The organism is Wolbachia endosymbiont of Culex quinquefasciatus Pel (assembly GCF_000073005.1).
Taxonomy (GTDB): domain Bacteria; phylum Pseudomonadota; class Alphaproteobacteria; order Rickettsiales; family Anaplasmataceae; genus Wolbachia.
On sequence record NC_010981.1, the window covers coordinates 735,958 to 754,237 of the forward strand.

General features: G+C 33.9%; 17 protein-coding genes. 11 read left to right on the top strand and 6 right to left on the bottom strand.

What is annotated here, in order from left to right; translation table 11 throughout:
* The first annotated feature begins 160 nt into the window (after positions 1 to 160).
* Entirely contained in the window at positions 161 to 1,669 is a 1,509-nt protein-coding gene (gene gpmI / locus WP_RS03335; RefSeq protein ID WP_012481878.1) for a 2,3-bisphosphoglycerate-independent phosphoglycerate mutase, read from the top strand.
* Here gpmI and WP_RS03340 read toward each other — a convergent pair.
* Both WP_RS03340 and fabD read right to left on the bottom strand, forming a co-directional pair.
* Positions 1,664 to 2,431: a hypothetical protein gene (locus tag WP_RS03340; protein WP_231834426.1), complete on the bottom strand. Its 768-nt coding sequence runs from the start codon at positions 2,429 to 2,431 to the stop codon at positions 1,664 to 1,666. The two genes, gpmI and WP_RS03340, sit on opposite strands and share 6 nt — an antisense overlap.
* A gap of 34 nt (positions 2,432 to 2,465) precedes the next feature.
* Positions 2,466 to 3,431 (bottom strand): ACP S-malonyltransferase, encoded by a 966-nt coding sequence (gene fabD, locus WP_RS03345; protein WP_012481879.1) that lies wholly within the window; start codon positions 3,429 to 3,431, stop codon positions 2,466 to 2,468.
* 125 nt (positions 3,432 to 3,556) lie between these two features.
* On the opposite strand from fabD, the gene rpmE reads away from it, so the two are divergent.
* The 9 genes from rpmE (at position 3,557) to WP_RS03390 (ending at position 14,310) form a co-directional block, all read left to right on the top strand.
* Entirely contained in the window at positions 3,557 to 3,769 is a 213-nt protein-coding gene (gene rpmE, locus WP_RS03350; protein WP_006013575.1) for a 50S ribosomal protein L31, read from the top strand.
* Between the two features lie 21 nt (positions 3,770 to 3,790).
* On the top strand, positions 3,791 to 4,576 hold the full coding sequence (locus tag WP_RS03355; RefSeq protein ID WP_007302091.1) for an NAD kinase: 786 nt from the start codon (positions 3,791 to 3,793) through the stop codon (positions 4,574 to 4,576).
* Between the two features lie 83 nt (positions 4,577 to 4,659).
* Positions 4,660 to 5,904: a hypothetical protein gene (locus WP_RS03360; protein WP_007302092.1), complete on the top strand. Its 1,245-nt coding sequence runs from the start codon at positions 4,660 to 4,662 to the stop codon at positions 5,902 to 5,904.
* 123 nt (positions 5,905 to 6,027) lie between these two features.
* Complete coding sequence (locus WP_RS03365) at positions 6,028 to 7,044, top strand: Fe(3+) ABC transporter substrate-binding protein (protein ID WP_007302093.1); 1,017 nt, start codon at positions 6,028 to 6,030, stop codon at positions 7,042 to 7,044.
* 80 nt (positions 7,045 to 7,124) lie between these two features.
* Entirely contained in the window at positions 7,125 to 8,012 is an 888-nt protein-coding gene (locus WP_RS03370; protein ID WP_007302094.1) for an aspartate carbamoyltransferase catalytic subunit, read from the top strand.
* A gap of 636 nt (positions 8,013 to 8,648) precedes the next feature.
* Complete coding sequence (locus WP_RS03375) at positions 8,649 to 9,623, top strand: ankyrin repeat domain-containing protein (protein WP_029237557.1); 975 nt, start codon at positions 8,649 to 8,651, stop codon at positions 9,621 to 9,623.
* On the top strand, positions 9,607 to 11,373 hold the full coding sequence (locus tag WP_RS03380) for a pentapeptide repeat-containing protein (RefSeq protein ID WP_012481880.1): 1,767 nt from the start codon (positions 9,607 to 9,609) through the stop codon (positions 11,371 to 11,373). The genes WP_RS03375 and WP_RS03380 overlap by 17 nt, the downstream gene beginning before the upstream one ends.
* 35 nt (positions 11,374 to 11,408) lie before the next feature.
* Positions 11,409 to 12,017, top strand: coding sequence for a guanylate kinase (gene gmk / locus WP_RS03385; protein ID WP_007302097.1), 609 nt, complete (start codon positions 11,409 to 11,411; stop codon positions 12,015 to 12,017).
* 244 nt (positions 12,018 to 12,261) lie between these two features.
* On the top strand, positions 12,262 to 14,310 hold the full coding sequence (locus WP_RS03390; protein WP_007302098.1) for an ankyrin repeat domain-containing protein: 2,049 nt from the start codon (positions 12,262 to 12,264) through the stop codon (positions 14,308 to 14,310).
* Here the strand turns inward: WP_RS03390 and sdhA are convergent.
* Positions 14,282 to 16,081: a succinate dehydrogenase flavoprotein subunit gene (sdhA, locus tag WP_RS03395; protein ID WP_012481881.1), complete on the bottom strand. Its 1,800-nt coding sequence runs from the start codon at positions 16,079 to 16,081 to the stop codon at positions 14,282 to 14,284. The genes WP_RS03390 and sdhA overlap by 29 nt on opposite strands.
* A gap of 208 nt (positions 16,082 to 16,289) precedes the next feature.
* The gene (locus WP_RS03400; RefSeq protein WP_007302100.1) at positions 16,290 to 16,700 is read right to left on the bottom strand and encodes a zinc-ribbon domain-containing protein; all 411 of its coding nucleotides are present in this window, start codon (positions 16,698 to 16,700) and stop codon (positions 16,290 to 16,292) included.
* 38 nt (positions 16,701 to 16,738) lie between these two features.
* On the opposite strand from WP_RS03400, the gene dapD reads away from it, so the two are divergent.
* On the top strand, positions 16,739 to 17,581 hold the full coding sequence (gene dapD, locus WP_RS03405; protein ID WP_007302101.1) for a 2,3,4,5-tetrahydropyridine-2,6-dicarboxylate N-succinyltransferase: 843 nt from the start codon (positions 16,739 to 16,741) through the stop codon (positions 17,579 to 17,581).
* On the opposite strand, the gene WP_RS03410 is transcribed toward dapD, so the two are convergent.
* Both WP_RS03410 and WP_RS03415 read right to left on the bottom strand, forming a co-directional pair.
* Positions 17,582 to 17,863: a DUF2610 domain-containing protein gene (locus WP_RS03410; protein ID WP_007302102.1), complete on the bottom strand. Its 282-nt coding sequence runs from the start codon at positions 17,861 to 17,863 to the stop codon at positions 17,582 to 17,584. It lies immediately after the preceding gene.
* Positions 17,864 to 18,256 carry a hypothetical protein gene (locus tag WP_RS03415; RefSeq protein WP_007302103.1) on the bottom strand — a complete coding sequence of 131 codons (393 nt, stop codon included), beginning with the start codon at positions 18,254 to 18,256 and terminating at the stop codon, positions 17,864 to 17,866.
* Positions 18,257 to 18,280 lie beyond the last annotated feature (24 nt).

Consider the following 18,280-nt stretch of genomic DNA (forward strand, 5'->3'; position numbering starts at 1 on the left):
AAACACTTCAGCAACTGTCAATCACTTTAATAAAATATTTTATGAAAAAACTCATATACTATTGCCTCTACGCAGCTTTTTCTATCTCCTACTTTAACACAAAAGTTGTGAGAAGAGTTTATTTTTGGTATCATCGAGGGTTTTCGATGTTAATTTTTATATGAACTTTAAATCAGTCGTTTTATGTATATTAGATGGCTGGGGTAATGGAATAGAAAATAGTAAATACAACGCTATTAGCAATTCAAATCCACCTTGTTGGCAACATATTAGCTCTAATTATCCAAAGTGCAGTTTATCTGCCTGTGGAACTGATGTTGGATTACCAGAAGGCCAAATAGGCAATTCAGAAGTTGGTCACATGAATATTGGTAGCGGTAGAGTGGTAATGCAAAGCCTTCAGCGTATTAATCAAGCAATCGAAACGATAGAAAATAATGCAAATCTACAGAATTTTATTAATGATCTAAAAAGTAAGAATGGCATATGCCATATAATGGGATTGATATCAGATGGTGGTGTTCATTCGCATCAAAAGCACATTTCAGCTTTAGCAAACAAGATATCACAGCGCGGAATTAAAGTTGTAATACACGCATTTTTAGATGGCAGAGATACATTGCCAAATTCAGGGAAAAGATGCATTCAAGAATTTACAGAAAGCATAAAGGAAAATGATATAAGAATCGCCACTGTCTCTGGGCGTTATTATGCTATGGACCGTGATAATAGGTGGGAAAGAACAATTGAAGCTTATGAAGCCATCGCATTTGCAAAGGCGCCTCGTTATGATGATGCAGTATCGCTTATTGATGAAAATTATCAAAATAATATAACCGATGAATTTATCAGGCCCGCAATAATAGGCGATTATCAAGGTATAAAACCAGAAGATGGATTGCTATTGGCTAACTTTCGTGCTGATCGAATGATACAATTGGCAAGTATTTTGCTAGGCAAAACAGATTACGCTAAGGTAGCAAAATTTTCTTCAATTTTAAGTATGATGCAATATAAAGCGGACTTAAAAATCCCTTATCTCTTTCCTCCTGAATCTTTTGCCAACACTTTGGGACAGATAATAGAAGACAATAAATTACGGCAACTGCGCATTGCTGAAACTGAGAAATACGCGCATGTGACTTTCTTTTTTAATTGTGGAAGAGAAGAACCTTTTTCTGGTGAAGAAAGAATACTCATTCCTTCACCAAAAGTTAAAACTTATGACCTGCAGCCTGAAATGTCAGCCTTTGAGCTCACAGAAGAGCTTGTAAAAAAAATTCATTCTCAAGAATTTGCGCTGATAGTTGTAAACTACGCTAACCCTGATATGGTGGGACACACAGGTAATATAAAAGCAGCCGAGCAAGCTGTGCTCGCTGTAGATGATTGCCTTGCAAAAGTACTCAGCGTTGTCAAAGAAGTGGGTAATACTGCACTCATTGTTACAGCAGACCATGGTAATGTGGAATGTATGTTCGATGAAGAAAATAACACACCTCAGACAGCGCACACTCTAAATAAAGTTCCATTTATTATATCTTGTGAAAATTTAAAACTGAGAGATGGAAAATTATCTGATATTGCTCCTACTATTTTACAGCTACTTGGACTTAAAAAGCCAAACGAGATGACAGGTAGTTCGTTAGTGCGTTCCATGTTGCTATAACTCTATTGTTAAGGGTTGAGGAAATAAAACACTGTGTATAGAAGATAGCATATCTATTTGCTGCTCTAAATGATCATGCTCAGCTTCCACATTAGAGTACCGAATATTATTCTTCCCTACATATACAGATAAAGAACCATCATCTTCAACTGCTTTGTTATTTTGCAATACTATATTAAAAATTTCTTTCTGTTTTAAAGCATCGAACCAATCTTCAACTGTCGTATAGAAAAACTCACCCGTTCCACTTTCCGGACACACTTCTGGAGAAATCTTTAGCACATCATGAGAAAGTGGTGGAGAAAAATAGCTCTTGAATGAGTAGCTGGGAGAATTGTAGTTATTGTGCAGAGCGATAACGTGATCTTGACCAGGAAGTAAAAAATCTAAAATTCTTTCTGCAAAGTTTCTAACAGCTCTCAAAGCATCTTCTGAAACACTGCCAAACTCTCTTAAGCTAGCTTCTGCACCTACATCATCAAACATGCGATTGGGATCGAATTCATACCGCTCACCATTTAAGTAAAATTCTACATTACGCGGAGTACCATCACCATGAGTAATGTATAGCATTCTTCCACCAAACTGCTGGAGTATATGCTCACCAGCCCCTTTTGAAGTTACTTCATTTTGATGCACATTAATAAAATTGATCCCACTTGTATCGCTACTTTTAATAAAAAGCTTAACCGTGGTATCACCCAACGCTAGATCATATTCTTTAGTGTCGATGTTTGACATTCCGCTGCTATCAATAATCAAAGCAAAAAATAGTACAAATTTTACTTTATGTTAGTTATAAGCTTTTTATTTTTAAATTTTTTGCTGTCAACATTAATGATTCATTAAAGAAGTTATCAGCATCACTAATGCTACCTATGCTTTTTGTATTGATAGATTGGTCAATTCTTTTAACTAGATTAGATAAAACTTTGTTAGGGCCAACTTCAACAAACTTATTAGTGCCATGGCTTGTCATATATAAAACCATCTCTCTCCATCTTACTCTACTTACAACTTGCTTAGCGAGCAAAGCTCTTATGATCTCTGGATCACTTTCTTCCTTAGCTGTAACGTTTGATACAAAAGGAATCGAAGGGCGAGTTATGTTGATGCTTTTTAAAAATTCCAGAAGTTTTTCATCAGCAGGTTTCATAAAAGATGAATGAAAAGGCCCACTAACTTGTAATTTTATCATTTTCTTGACACTTGAGTTTTTGAATAAATCAGGTAAGACCTCAAGAGCCTCTGCAGTACCACTCACCACTACCTGCCCACCACCATTATCGTTTGCAATTTCACAATCAATTTGAGCTGATTTTAATATACCTTCTACTTCACTTATTTCTGCTCCAAGTAGAGCAAACATTCCACCTTTGCATTTTAGTGAAGCTTCATGCATTGCTTCGCTACGAACTTTTAGCAACTTGACTGCAGACTCAAGCGTCAATGCCCCTGCAGCACACAGCGCTGTATACTCGCCAACTGAATGCCCACAAACATACTGAACGCTGTAAAGAGATTCACCAAATACGTGCTTCATAACACGTAGCGTTGCAATTGACACTGCCATTATAGCTGGCTGAGCGTTTTCCGTGATGGTTAATTTCTCAATAGGGCCATTGAAAATCAAATGAGACAGCTTTCTACCCAATATGTCATCTACTTCATCAAATACGTTCCTTGCAACTGAAAATTCATCATATAAGCTCTTTCCCATTCCTACAAATTGGGAGCCCTGACCAGGAAAAGCAAAAATCATAAAAAGTTTTTCATTCTTCATTGATAATACTACTTTATTTATTTTTTGTCAATATTTCACAATAATGATTGACCAAATGAACCAGATTCACTAAAATCTTAGCTGGTAAGAAATTTGTAAGAACAATGGCAGAAATCGACTATCACAAAGTTACTATAGTTATGACAGATGGTCAAGAGTTTGAAACTTATTCCACTTATGGAAAAGAAGGTCAAAGAATAAAGCTTGATAGAGATCCTCTTACTCATCCTGCATGGACTGGAAGTTTGACAAGCGGTTCAGGGGAGAAGGATAGTAAAATAGCTAAGTTTAATGATAAATACGGGAGTCTTTTTTAGTTCCTCCCCTCTTTATTTAACATGTATAAATATAAAAATGTAGGCTATATTGCTTCTTCGCTACCCAAGTCTCAGGAAGTATCTAAACTACTACAGAAACTCAATTTTATCAATATAGCAGAAGCAGGTAAGCATGAAGTTGATCTGCTGATAGTTGTTGGTGGTGATGGTTTTATGCTACGCACTCTGCACAACTACGTCATAGGAAATAAAGATATACATGTGTATGGAATAAATACCGGTAACGTCGGATTTTTGATGAATAAATGCTTTGAAGATCTAATTGATCATATAGAACATGCAGTTCCTACTCAGCTAACTTTACTAAAAATGGAAGCCAAAGACATAAATGGCAAAAAACACCATTACATCGCAGTAAATGAAGTGTATGTCTTTAGAAATGCAAATCAAATAGTGGAGATGAATATTACCATTAATGATAAGCTAAAAGTAGAAAAATTCAGAGGAGATGGAATTATATTGTCTACCCCAACAGGTAGCACTGCATATAACTTCTCTGCCGGTGGGCCAATCTTACCACTTAATTCAAATTTACTTGCACTGACTTCCATTAATAGCTACTACCCAAGGCGTTGGAATGGAGCGCTAATCTCAAATGATACAATAGTGCAAATTGATATCAATGATGTGAAAAATCGTCCAGCACTTGTAGTATCAGATTACAAGGAATTTCACGACATATCGCAGGTAAAAATACAGAAAGATCACGAAAATACAGTCACTCTACTTTTTGACAAAGATTGCCCTTTGAATGAAAGGATCTTTGATCAGCAGTTCTTATACTAATATTTATTCTTAAATTAGTATTCACTATATCTTAATAACTATAGCGTAATCAACATAACATTGTAATTAATTTTGGAGCGAATATGCCTGAATCAGGAAATAAAGATAACGTCACACTGGTTTCTCATACAACGGTGAGTAAAAATAGTGCAGCAACTCAACCAACACCAGCACCTAGAAACACAGCGTTACAAACAAATTCGGCTAGCGAATCAAGTTCTGATGAAGAAAGGCAAGAAGAATCGAATGGTGCAAATACAGAACATATTTATGCATCCATAGATCCAAATACAAAATCTCCAAAAAAGAGTTCAGATAGTGTATCAGTTAGCAGATCACCTTCTCAAGAAACAGTATACAGCGAACCTTGGAATAGTCAAAAAACATTAGAAAATTTAAAAGAAAGAGTGAAGGCAAATCCAACTCCTCCACCATCATATCACACAAATGGCTCTGAAGAATCTTTCCTTGGAGATAATAAAAAGACAAACAGATTTTTACAGAAAGTAAAATATACGATGCAAAAGAAGAAAGTTACAATGCCTTTCGTAGGTCTTATTACGGCATGTTGTATTACGTCAATCGTTTTAGCTGTGAAGCAAAGAGAATTCATTGGATTCATCGGCAGCATAAATCCTGTTACTATATTTGTCGGAGTATTAGCGTCTTGTTTAGCCTTGGGAATTATGTGGGAATTTATGCAAGCAGTACGTACTAAGGAGCACAAGATCACAAAAAGAGATACTCAAGAAGTTTTAGATGAGATATCAAATACACTTTCAAAAGACGAGGAATGCATCAAATCTTTGGTATTAAAATATAGCAACGGTAATCGTGTTTACTTTACGTTTCACTCTCTTCCAGAAAAAGCAAAAAGTAATCCGAACATCGTAGAACTTACAGGCCAGCCAATCTATTACAAGAGTAAAGTAAATTCATTAATCAATGATAGAATATGGCTTCCTATCTTAGGAACAGTTCTTATTACTGGAAACATAACCTTCCCTTTAGCACTTTATTCAACAGGTGGTTTGAGCAACATAGTAAGTTCATACACAAATCCTACTATTTACTGGCCAATCGTTGCAATTTCAGGCACTCTACTGCTTTTCACTTTAGCTTGCACAATTCATCATTGGAGCAAAACTGATTTTAAAGATTACTTGTTATTAGATACAAAAGATGCTAATAGTGAAAATCCTAATGAAACAGCTAATAAAACAGCTATTAAAACTGTAAAAAGCAGTCAAGAAAAGATTAGTTCAAAATTGTTACAAGTAGTTGCTGAACGATGTGGCCATCCAGATATTACTTATATTATTAATTAAATCTGGCTCGTACTTCTTTTTATCGCTATTCCAGTACTGTAACTGCAACGTTTTGAAGATTTACACTTGCTAAGACCTTGCTATTTTGATAGCTTGAGATGATGACAAGGAAGGGGTTTGTTTATGAAAAAAGGTTTAATATTTATATCTTTAGTAGCGGCTTTATTGATAGTCGTTAATTTTTTATATAAAAATAGCGGAATTGATGATTCACAAGTAGTAAACGTTTATTCATCACGTAAAGAAGAATTAGTACATAGTTTGTTTGATGATTTTACAAAAACCACTGGCATTAAGGTACGTTATATCATTGACGATTATTCCCAATTGCTTTCACGCATGGAAAATGGTGGTGAAGCTGATTTGTTTTTAACTGCAGATGCAGTGAATTTGATTTTAGCCAAAAAAAGAGGGCTCTTATCTCAAGTGGATTCAGAGACTCTAAAAAATGCCATACCTGCAAAATTTAGAGATAATGAAGATTATTGGTTTGGTCTCACAAAAAGAGCTAGAATATTGGTTTACAATAAAGAATCAGTAGATCCTAAGGAATTAAGTACCTATGAAGATTTAGCGAATGAAAAATGGAAAGGGAAAATATTAGTACGCTCTTCCACAAGTCCATATAACCGATCATTGATCGCTTTTATGATTGCAAAAAATGGTTTTGAAAAAACAAAAGAATGGGTGAGTGGAATTGTAAGCAACATGGCAAGAAAACCAAGCGGTGGTGACACAGATCAAATTTATGCTGTAGCCGCTGGTGAAGGCAATGTTGCAATAGTAAATAGCTACTACTTTGCAAGAATCCTTTCATCAGAAAATAAAAAGAATATCACAGAAAAGTTAGGAGCTTTCTTTCCGAGTGATGGTGTAATGGTGAATATTAGTGGTGCAGCAGTAACAAAAAACGCAAAACACAGAGAAAATGCCATAGCTTTATTGGAGTTTTTTGTAAGCAAACAGGCTCAAGAGCTATATGCTAAAAAAAATCAAGAATATCCTATTGTTGAAGGTATTGAAACTTCTGATGTGTTAAAATCTTGGGGAAATTACCTACAAAGTACTCTGCCTATAAGTGAGCTTGAGAAGCATCTCTTTGAGGCTGTTATGATAGCAGATGAATGTAAGTGGAAATAAAATTTTATAGCTTCCTTCTACTTTACTTTACAGTTGTGTAATTGAAATTAAGAAAGTAGAATAAGCTCAAAAAAGGAGCTATGGACAAGAGAAGGAATTTATTAAATATCTCAGACCTCACAATCGGTGATGTAGAAAATATAACTAAATTAGCCAACCAATACCTTGAAGAAAAAGTTGAAAATAGTCATGTTCTGAAAAATAAAATAGTCATAAACCTATTCTTTGAAGATTCAACACGTACGCTCGCATCTTTTGAAATAGCAGCAAAGAGCCTTGGAGCAAATGTTATAACTTTACCAATAAAATCTTCTTCTATTAACAAAGGGGAAGATCTAAAAGATATGATAAAAACACTAAATGCAATGAATCCTGACTATATGATAATCAGGCATAAAAGTAGTGGTATTATTAATACATTGGCAAAGCATGTCAATTGCTCGCTAATCAACGCAGGCGATGGAAGCAGTGAACACCCAACTCAAGCTCTTGCAGATTATCTCGTAATTATCAGTCATAAAAAGCAAATAAAAAACCTCAAAATTGTGATATGTGGAGATATTTTGCACAGTAGAGTTGCAAGATCAAATATAAGATTGCTAAAAATGTTTGGAGCAAAAATAAGCTTAGTTGCACCACCAGCTTTGATGTGTAAACATTTTTCTGAAGTAGATTCACTTCATTATTCATTAACTGAAGGTATAAAGGATGCTGATGTAATTATGCTCTTGAGGTTGCAGAAAGAGCGCATGAATAATAATTCTTCAGAAAAAGAATATTTTCATTTGTATGGACTTGATGCACAAAAACTATCGCATGCAAAACCCGATGCAATTGTTATGCACCCAGGACCAATAAATAGAGGTATCGAAATTAGCAATGATATAGCAGATTGTGTTATTTTACAGCAAGTAAAGTTTGGATTAGCAACGCGTAAGGCAGTACTGCACTATTTAATAAATGTTTAACTTTAATTAATTTTAAGGAATTTTAGACATAATGATCCTCCTATAAAAAACGATTTAGAAAAATATAACACACCTCATGACAGAAATTAAGTATGCACTGAAGTAGACTGTGCTATATTTTTTTATTGAGAGATTAGTTGAAAAGTCTGCAGACTTGAATAAGGTGAATTTCGAGCTCTAAAATACCCTCATTTTCACCAATAATAATCAAACTACAAAATGTGTCAAGTAATTTTTGCACTTAATTTAGCAAATATTTATTTGCTAAAAATACTATAAACATAAAATGATAGATGTCATAAAAGTAGCCAGTACTGGCATCCAGTTAAATTTGTGAGTTAAAAGTTATGCTAAAATATAACGTTTCTGATAATGATAGAAACCAGTGTCAGCTACTTAGATGACATTGTTTAGTACGCAAATTACCACAATGTTCATACAGCTGTATACTGATTTCTTTAATGTCCGTACAGTTGTATGTCAGCTACTCAAATGACAATTTCAAATAAAACCTAGATAAAAGAGAAAAATAAATTTTTACATAATCATACTTGTACAATAACTAAAGCACTTTTTACTGTAGATTAATCATTTGATTATAGTATCATTTTAATTAAGCCTATATTTGCAATGTTTATGAAATATAAAGCATTCTTCATACTATTAATTGTTATATCTAACCTGCTTGCTGCAGAACAGCCTGAAGAAAATAAAAATGAAAGCAGTATAAATCAAGAAGACGTATCGAAAAGCAACACTGATGCTGAAAAAACTTCTCCGCTTCTGAGCGAACTCAAAGAAATCACAGACCCAACAAATGTAATCAATGAAGAAGTACCTTCAAGTAATCAAACAAACCTACAGTCTGAAGAGGAGACTAATATAAAAGATACCAAAGCTCTAACAAGTCCTTTATCAGAAGAAAAAAAAGAAGAACCTGAAGAGAAGAAAATCAGTCACAATAATCAAACAAACCTACAGCCTGAAGAGGAGATTAGCAAAAAAGACACCGAACTTTCAACAAGCCAATTAACAGAGAAAAAGAAAGAAGAACAGCCTGACAATATAACACCTGTGAACAAAAAAAATGAAAAAAGCGAAAAATGGACAAAGCTAAACAAAGAAATAAAAAAACATAAAAGCAAGTCTATATATAAAAGACAATATGATAGCCTAAATGAGCACCTTCCTAAAACTATATTTACTGATGATTACAGTAAGCAATTTTTTTACTGCATCAAGAAGGGCAACTTAATTTGTCTAAGAGGAGTAATAAATAAGCTAGAAAAAATTGGATTAACAATTCAAGAAATACTAAGATTTAGAAATAAATTGGGTGATACTCCTCTAATTTATGCAGTGAAACAAGGTCAAATAGACACAGTTCGCTTTCTCTTATTACAAGGTGCTGATCCTAGAGTAGTTGATAATAATTTTAAGTCCCCTATCGACATAGCAATTGAGAAAAAGAAGATCGATATAATAAATGCAATTGCTGAAATGATGCCATACCTTTTAGAGGATAAAGAAATAAACAATGAAGAAGACTCAGAGATGTATAACTTTGCTATAAAAACAAAAGAAAGTACCTGCGATGCAAAAGATAATTAGACTTTTGATATTAATTTTAGTTGGTCATTTATGCTATGGAGATGATGCAATCAATGATTTTTTAAGTGCTCTGCACGATGTAAAATACATATCTTACAATACAAAAGATTTTGCTAAATTTTTAGTACAGTGTAATAAAGCCAGCATACCACAAGATTTTAAGAAAGGTTTTGGTCCTAATTTAAATGGTGCTAATTTTAGTCAATTGTATTTAAGCAAATCTATTTTTGATGGAGTAAGTTTAATTGGTGCCGATTTTTCTAACACCGATTTATCAGATGTGTCTTTTATCGATGTTGATTTGCGTGGTGCCAATTTTTCCAATGCTAATTTACATGGCGTTAAAATAAAAGGCACAAATTTAAGTTTTTCAAAATTTGCTTCTACAAATTTAACAGATATCATATTTGATCAGTCTAATATCAGTTATGCTGATTTTATCAATTCTAATCTCAACAAAGTAAGTATGCGTAATATAATTGGTTTGCATACCAAGTTTTTGAATGTAAAAATGAATTTCTCCAATTTATCAAACTCAAGTGCAAGCTACATCAATTTTAGTGATAGTGAAATAAACGACACTGTTATGCAGAAAAATAATTTCGACAACGCAAGTTTCTTTGGAGTGGATGCACATAAGCTCAAGGTACAATTTTCTTCATTAAAAAATGCTAACATATATGGTGCAGAAATAAAAAAATCGGATTTTACAGGTAGCAATCTTTCAAACGCCTATTTTAATTCTTCCATTATAGTCAACAGTAATTTCGAAAAAGCCAATTTAAGCAATTCACAAATTTCCTATGTGAAAGGGGATAATTCAAACTTCATTAAATCTATACTAAATGGTTCCAAGATAAAACATGCATATGTTTTCGAAGCAGACCTTCAGGATGCTGATTTATCTAATATTGATTTTAGTTTTAGTGAATTGTATAAAGTTAATACCTATAACGCTAACATTTGTCATGGAAAGTTTCATAATACTAAAGTTGTGAATTCTGACATGAGTGGTTCGTTCTTTGATCATTCATTGTTTACCTCTGCAAAAATAGAAGATTCAGATCTTTCTAGAACTTCAATTTATAAGACAAAAATTAAAGACTCTCAAATTTATAATAGTACTCTTTCCCACCATAATATGGATTCGAGTGAGATAGAAAATTCAATATTCTTCAAATTATTAGCTGATAATTCGAGCTGGTCTAAGTCAAAAGTCACTAATTCAAACTTTATTGAAAGTGATTTCAAATCCTCCGTGTTTTATGATAATGCCTTTAGAAAGACTAGTTTTTTTCTTAGCAATTTGAATAATTCAACAGTGAGTGATGTCTCTTTCCTCTCTTCAAGCATATATAAAAGTTCAATTGCTGATATTCATTTAACAGATTGCAAATTTGATAATTCAATTATGATTGACAATCAGGGACAGAGCAAAATTACAGGTCTAGAGAGTGCTATAACTTCAATTAAAGATCTGCAAGAGAAAATATCGCAGGGTGAAAAATTTGATGTAAATTATTCTTACTTTGAGTTTAAAGATATGAATTTAGAAAATGCTATTTTTTCTAATTCAATATTAAGCAGAGCAAAGTTTGTAAACGTTAATTTGAATAAGGCAAATCTTGAAAAAGCCGATTTACGTTATACTGTCTTTGATAATTCCTCTCTTATTGATGCCAATTTATCAAATTCTAATTTAGAGGGCTCTAGTCTTTTAAACTTTGATTTAAAAAATACAAAGTCTTAAAAAAGCTCTATAATGTACTTGTTAAATAAAGAAAAATGACCGTAAAAAATGAGGGCATACTACTGATTCTATCCTCTCCTTCTGGAGCTGGAAAAACTACTATATCAGAAAAATTACTTGAGCAATCAACTGATTTAGTTATGTCTGTTTCTATGACTACACGCAAACCTCGTCCCGGTGAAGTAAACGGAAAAGACTATTTTTTCGTTACTGAAGAAAAGTTTCACGAACTATGTAAGGCTGGTCAAATGCTTGAATATGCCAAAGTTTTTGAGAATTTTTACGGTATACCAAAAGATTTTATAGAACAAAACCTGAGCAGTGGAATAAGTGTTTTACTGAATATAGATTGGCAAGGAGCATTTCATTTGTTTGAAATCTTAAGAGAAAAAGTTGTAAGTGTTTTTATACTACCTCCCTCAATGGAAGAGCTTAGACTGCGTCTACAAAGGCGTAATAGTGATGATGAAATTGAAATAGAGCGTAGATTAGCCGAAGCGCAAAAAGAGATAAGTAAAAGTAATAAATATGATTACGTAATAATTAATGATAATCTTGATAAAAGCGTAGAAGAGATAAAATCAATACTAAGTAAAGGAATGCTTAAAAAATTAGAAGAAAAATCAAGTTTGAAAGATCTATAAAAATATTTGTTTATCTCTTTTAGCAGCATTCACGCTTCACAGTTTAGCCACATTTATTATTTTTTAAGATAAAATAGTTAAAATAGTAGACAAGTGCTAAAGTGGGGATTTGACTATGACAATAGATTTTCTAATAGAAACTAGTTTTCTGCCTTTTCACCTATATTTCGATAACATCTAGCTCAATTTAAAAGTTTAATACAATTCGTTAACGCCAAATAGCTTTTAATATTGAGGTTTTAATATGAGTATAGATTCAAGTGTATTAGTTAGTAATGCAAATAAACTAGACAAATGTATAAACAAAAATGAAAAACAAGATAAAAAAGACAAGCAATTGTATAATATTATAGAGAGAAAGGTAAAAAAAGAAAAACATAAGCATGAAAAACCAAGAAGTCGAGATGGAACACTCAAGGAATGTAAAAGGTTATTTAAGGAAGGCGCTAGTCCTGAAGTATTAACTAAATTAGAAGAATCGCTTAGAGAACAGGAAAAATATCACAGATATTATGTCCAATGTTTCCTTCCAGTGCTAGGTGAAGTAATAGAACGATCGAAAAGAATATCAAATGAAACAAAAAAACAAGTAATTTCTGAAGTCACTAAAAGTTGTTTTAGTAGGTACAGCGAACAAGACAGTGGCTACGGTAGCGATTTTGAAGATGAAATAAACGGAATATCAGATTCTGATAGCGATTTTGAAGATGGAATAAACGGAATATCGGATTCTGATAATGACGTTCAATTACTAAATGCAATCCAAAATGGAAACAACAGGAAATTTAGAAAATACCTAAAAGATTGCACAAATATCAGTGGCATAACAGATGAAAAAGGAAATAATATTTTACACCTTATTGCATCGCTCAAAAAGAAACAAAAGCTTAAGTTTCTAGATACCTTGATAAAAATAGCTAACGAGAAAAATTTAGTACAACTTGTTGATAGTGAAAATCAAGAAGGAAAGACTCCTTTTCAGGTAGCACTAATTAACAAGATAATAAAAGGGAAACATGATTCTCACACAATCCAAGATAACGATAACACACTTAAGTTTCTTGCAAAATTGTTAAAGTATGGAGCCAAGCTAAGCTTACCTACAGAGGATTTAGAAAAATTATCTAAAAAGCAAAATGAATACTATCTTAAATTTTTAGAGAAATTGGCTGAGCGAAAACCAGAAATAAAAACAAAAGTTGAAGAAGTTATAGCCCATACCATAAATACTCCAGATAGTAATGATAATTATCAACTACATTTAGCAATTAAAGATAAAGATGAAAAATCTTTTAAGGAATTATTGAAAAAAGGAGCAGATATTAACCTTAAAGATGCAAATGGCAATAATGCTTTACACCATATTGCCTTGCTGAGAGGGAAGCAAAAAGTTACATGCTTGAAATTAATATCAGCCTTAGTAAAAGAAAGAAAAATATCTGAAGATAAATTAGATGAAGCTATAAAAGCAACTAACAGGCAAGGAAATACACCTCTAGAATTAGCACTAAAGAAAAAAGCAGAAAAAAAAAGTATCGAATACCTATCGCAAGAAACAATTTTTGATTTAGCAACTAATTATGATAATACAACAAAGTTTTGTGCAGCATTATTACAAAACGGTGCTAACCCTGATTCTTTATGGTTAGAAGATCCAGAACTCCATACTAAAAAGTACTATTTAACTTTACGAGATCTAAAAGATTGTTCAAGCACTCCACAGAAAGCACAGGAGAAAGCTAAAGAACTAAAAGAGAAGCTTGAGGAAAAATACCACTGTGGAACTGCTTCGAAAAAATGTCAATCAGGCATTAAAAAGCTAGGTTCTGGTGTAAAAAAAGGAGCATCTGTTGTATGGAAATGCATTGATCCGGGCAGGAGAGCTAGTGTATTGTTAGCAATCACAGTAGCAACTACTATTATTACAATGGTAACACTTTCTTGCTTTCAAGGACAAATTGCAATTGGAGCAGCGTTACCCATCATAGCTATAACAGGAGTGGTCTGTCTGATATTCACTTTGGGACTTAGCGGCATTAGGAAGTCTGTTAAGGAATTAACCAACGATAAGCAAAGCCGTAAAGATGATCACCTAGCTGCAAAACAACCTGAAAATATTACTGAACAACAAAATTTAGCTAACAACTCAGCAGAGCAAGAAGTACAAAGATCGTCAAATCAATCGGAGCATACAGAAAGCCCAGCTACTCAAATGAGCTATGTATCAATACTACGTCAATTTATAAATAAACCAGATGGGTTAACTAATAAATTCTCTTTTCCGGGGCGATGAAATCAATCTCATCGCTCAGAGTTTTTTCAGCAACTTTTTTATAGTCAATTTCTACACTAACTTGGCTTTTCTCTTCTTTAAGCCATGCTATAGTATGCTTCATCCAGTTTTTATCATCACGTTCAGGGAAATCTTCACGAGCATGAGCACCCCTGCTTTCCTCGCGATTAGCTGCGCATTCCATGGTAATAACTGCTTGTGGAATCATATTGGCAAGCTCCAGAGCTTCAACCAAATCACTATTCCATATCATACTACGATCTTCAACTGCAATGTTAGGCATCATTTTTGCTACTTCTTTTATAGCTTTTTTACCTTCCTCTAAAACTTCAGCAACACGGAATACCGATGCATATTTCTGCATAGTGTGCTGCATTTCACTTCGTATTTTTGCTACTTTGAACTCTCCGGAAGCAAATCTCATTTTATTAAATCTATCTACTATCCAGTCTGTGCAGTCTGAATGCAATTTTTTATGTGGTGTATCAGGTTTCAATTTTTCTTTTGCCCTAAGCGCGGCAGCTCTACCAAAAACCACAAGATCAAGAAGCGAGTTGGAACCTAGTCGATTTGCACCATGTACAGAAACACATGCTGCCTCTCCTATTGCAAATAATCCTTCTACCACTTCTTCTTTACCTTTTTGCAACGTGATCACTTCCCCATGATAGTTGGTTGGAATACCGCCCATGTTGTAGTGAACAGTTGGAATAACAGGTATCGGATCTTTAGTAACATCAACTCCTGCAAAGGTCTTTGCTGTTTCACTAATACCTGGCAATCTGAGCTTTATTACTTCCGGATCAAGATGCGATATATTCAAGTACATGTGATCTTTCTTTGGCCCAACTCCCCTTCCCTCTCTAATTTCAATTGTCATTGCTCGACTTACTACATCACGAGAAGCCAAATCTTTTGCCTTTGGCGCATAACGTTCCATAAACTTCTCACCCTGAGAATTAACGAGGTACCCACCTTCACCGCGGCATCCTTCCGTCATCAAGCACCCTGAGCCATATATTCCTGTTGGATGAAATTGCACAAACTCCATATCTTCAAGTGGCAACCCAGCTCTTACCACCATGCCATTACCATCACCTGTGCAGGTGTGTGCACTTGTTGCAGAAAAATAAACACGTCCATAACCACCTGTTGCTATTACCACAAAATGTGCACGAAATCTATGCAACGTACCATCACACAGCGACCAAGCTATCACCCCACAGCATGTCCCTTTGTCCATAATCAAATCGATTACAAAATATTCGACAAAAAATTCAGCGTTAAATTTAAGACATTGCTGATATAGAGTATGAAGAATTGCATGCCCAGTTTTATCTGCTGCTGCACAAGTACGCTGAGCCGATTTTCCTTTACCAAAGTGAGTTGTCATTCCACCAAAGGCACGCTGATATATTTTTCCATCTTCCGTACGAGAAAAGGGTACACCAAAATTTTCAAGTTCAATCACAGCTTTGGCAGCATTTTTACACATATACTCTATTGCATCTTGATCGCCAAGCCAGTCTGAACCTTTTATTGTGTCATACGCATGCCAGCGCCAATCATCTTCAGCAATGTTGCTCAAGGCTGCACTAATTCCGCCTTGTGCTGCAACTGTATGACTCCGTGTAGGGAAAATCTTAGAAATACAGGCAACTGAAAAATTAGTTGCAGCCATTCCAAGTGTTGCTCTAAGCCCTGCTCCACCTGCACCTACTATCACCACATCATACTCATGCTCTATGATTTCATACGCTGACTTATCCATATCCACTTATTTTATCATCACAGGCTTATAATATCACAGAAGTAGAAAAAATCTATACAAGTTTTCTGGATGTAAGCTTCTGAAACAAATCTATAGTAAACGATGTAATAACAATCATAGGGCGTCATGAAAGTAGCTGAAATTGGAATGACACTATCATAAAGGAATAAGTGTAGTTATTTGCATAACATTGATGACTTATGCCTATTTAATTAGATCTAAAATTAGATAGAAAAAGGTAATCTTGATAAAACTCATTTACAACAAGTTCTCTCGCACTTGAATTTTCCGTTTGCACTTTTTTGTATCCTAATTTATGGCTTATTGAATCTTTATATGAACTAACTGCTTTATATATCTTACTTACCTCTCCTGGAAAGATACCACCAACAATTATAACGCATAACCCTGCAACTGTTGCAAAAGCTAGAGTTAAACTTTGCCTCCAGTTAGCTTTTTTTTCTTGTATACCAGCAGGGCACAATTCACTTGACATTTCTTTTAGATACTCATGCCACATGTGATTGCAGTTTGTACATTTCACTTTTCTTCCAGATTCACCTATTTGCCCACGAGATACTAAGTAAGTTTTAGTACAATTATGACATTGTATTTTCATAGTGCTTACGTATAAAATAATATAAATTTGATATCAATATGTATATAATAAATGAAAAATTTGCAACTAAAAAATTACAAGATGAGATAGAAAATATTTGGAAAGATAAAGAAAAACTTAACGACTATAATCTAAAACACGAAGCAAGATTAATAATCAAAGAGGTAATTGAGTTACTTGACAGTGGTAAAATTAGAGTAGCAGAAAAGCTATCAAGTGGAGAATGGATAGTACATAAGTGGATAAAGCAGTCAATATTATTACATTTCCTCACTGAGGAAAGCAAAATAATAGACAACACCAATTGCTGGTTTGACAAAATCGGTAGTAAGTTTAGTGAATGGAATGAAGAAAAATTTTACCATTCAAAAATTAGAGCAGTTCCTGGATGTTTTGTCCGCCAATCTGCTTACATAGGTAAAAATGTTGTTCTAATGCCAAGCTTTATCAACGTTGGTGCATACATTGATTCTGGCACAATGATAGACACTTGGTCAACAGTTGGTAGTTGTGCACAAATAGGAAAAAACTGTCATATTTCCGGTGGAGTGGGAATAGGCGGAGTTCTCGAGCCTATTCAAGCTTCTCCAGTCATTATAGAGGATAATTGCTTTATTGGAGCGCGCAGTGAGGTAGCCGAAGGTGTTATAATAAGAGAAGGATCAGTCCTTAGTATGGGGGTGTTTATTGGAGCATCAACAAAAATCATTGATAGGGAAACGAACAAAGTATTTTACGGTGAAGTGCCACCTTATTCTGTAGTCGTGCCAGGATCTACTCGATCTAGAAATAATGTCTCAACCTATTGTGCAGTTATAGTAAAAAAAGTGGACGAGAAGACGAGATCAAAAACTTCTATAAATGAAATATTGAGAATCTAACTACTTACCGTCACTTTTTTTATCATTATTACTAACTATAGTAATGGCATATGCGCATAATTCTGGAAAAGAGATCCCGTTTTCTTGAGACAACTTGTATAATTTTTGCAAACTTTCTTTAACTTTATTAGGAATGTTTCCTCCACGCTCCTTTGCAAGCCATGAATCTTGATGGTGAATTGGATGAGTATCACCCTTTGGATTTCCTATATATACTGCAAAAGGTGCATTCTGTCCTTTGAAATCACACTGTACAGTAAATTTTTTTATAGACTCAGCCATTTAAAGACCTCTACTTTTCTTTTTAACCGATTTTATAGAAGATACAAGAGGTGGTTTTTTGATAAAATCTTGCCTATTAAACACACTTTCTTTGCCTTCTAAAGCTCGACGAACATCGGCTCTGCTTAGCTGTGACTCTTTTGCTACCCTCATTCCATGTTTTACCATAATATTAGTATATGCTAACACTTTTTTTACTAACTCTAGATCACCATTCAACATTTGAACCAATGCTTGAAATACCTCCGCTAAAGTTAATCCATCAGCACTTACAACCTTATTTTCTACAAAATTGATAGCTTCTTTAAATTTATATTCAATACCATCATCTTGAGGTATAAGGGTAACATAATCCGTATCTTGATTGTCCATAACCAAAGGAATACTACTCATATGTTTTTAAACTTATATTATATA